The sequence below is a fragment of the Arthrobacter sp. Y3221087 genome, from assembly GCF_059089905.1.
Window position 1 is genome coordinate 1 of sequence record NZ_JBNHFE010000023.1, and the last position, 669, is coordinate 669.

Annotated in this window: 1 rRNA gene; it reads right to left on the bottom strand. The window is 54.1% G+C overall.

Annotation, left to right across the window (positions count from 1 at the left end):
- Positions 1-593: 593 nt before the first annotated feature.
- Positions 594-669: ribosomal RNA gene (locus AC5RUO_RS19990) — 16S ribosomal RNA — on the bottom strand; the annotation flags it as partial.

The following is a 669-nucleotide window of genomic DNA, read 5'->3' on the forward strand; positions in this document are numbered from 1 at the left end:
CTAATGCCAAGGCATCCACCGTGTGCTCTTAAAAACTTGACCACAAAAGATCAACAACAAAAACACTCGAGAGAACCACAGAAACCAACCACACCAAACGGTGCGGCCAGATCCAGGTTCCAATTCTTGGAAATTGCTTTCCCACAAAAAACCCCAAAAGGGTCCTTCATGGAAGATGCTCGCGTCCACTATGTAGTTCTCAAACAACAACCCCACACCACACACCCCACACACACAGCCCCCACAAAGGGAACCAACAGCGCATGAAACGTCATGGCAGGGAAACCAGAAACAAACAAACCCAGGAAACCACCAGCCACAGCACAAACCATGACCGGCCATCCCCTGGTCCTGTTGCCTCAGGACCCAACAGTGTGCCAAACACTACCCGCCAGCGACGAACCCAAAGCGTTCCAGGAACCCCCGAAGAGGAACCGTACTAACCACCAGGTCCGTGCCACCAGGCACCTATTTGTTGATATTCCACCCATGAGCACCCGCCACGAAACATACGTCCGTGCTACGGGCAGTACTCCTGACAACACCACACCCGGACATTCGCCCGGGACGGGCAGTTGTGAGGGGCTCCTTAGAAAGGAGGTGATCCAGCCGCACCTTCCGGTACGGCTACCTTGTTACGACTTAGTCCCAATCGCCAGTCCCACCTTC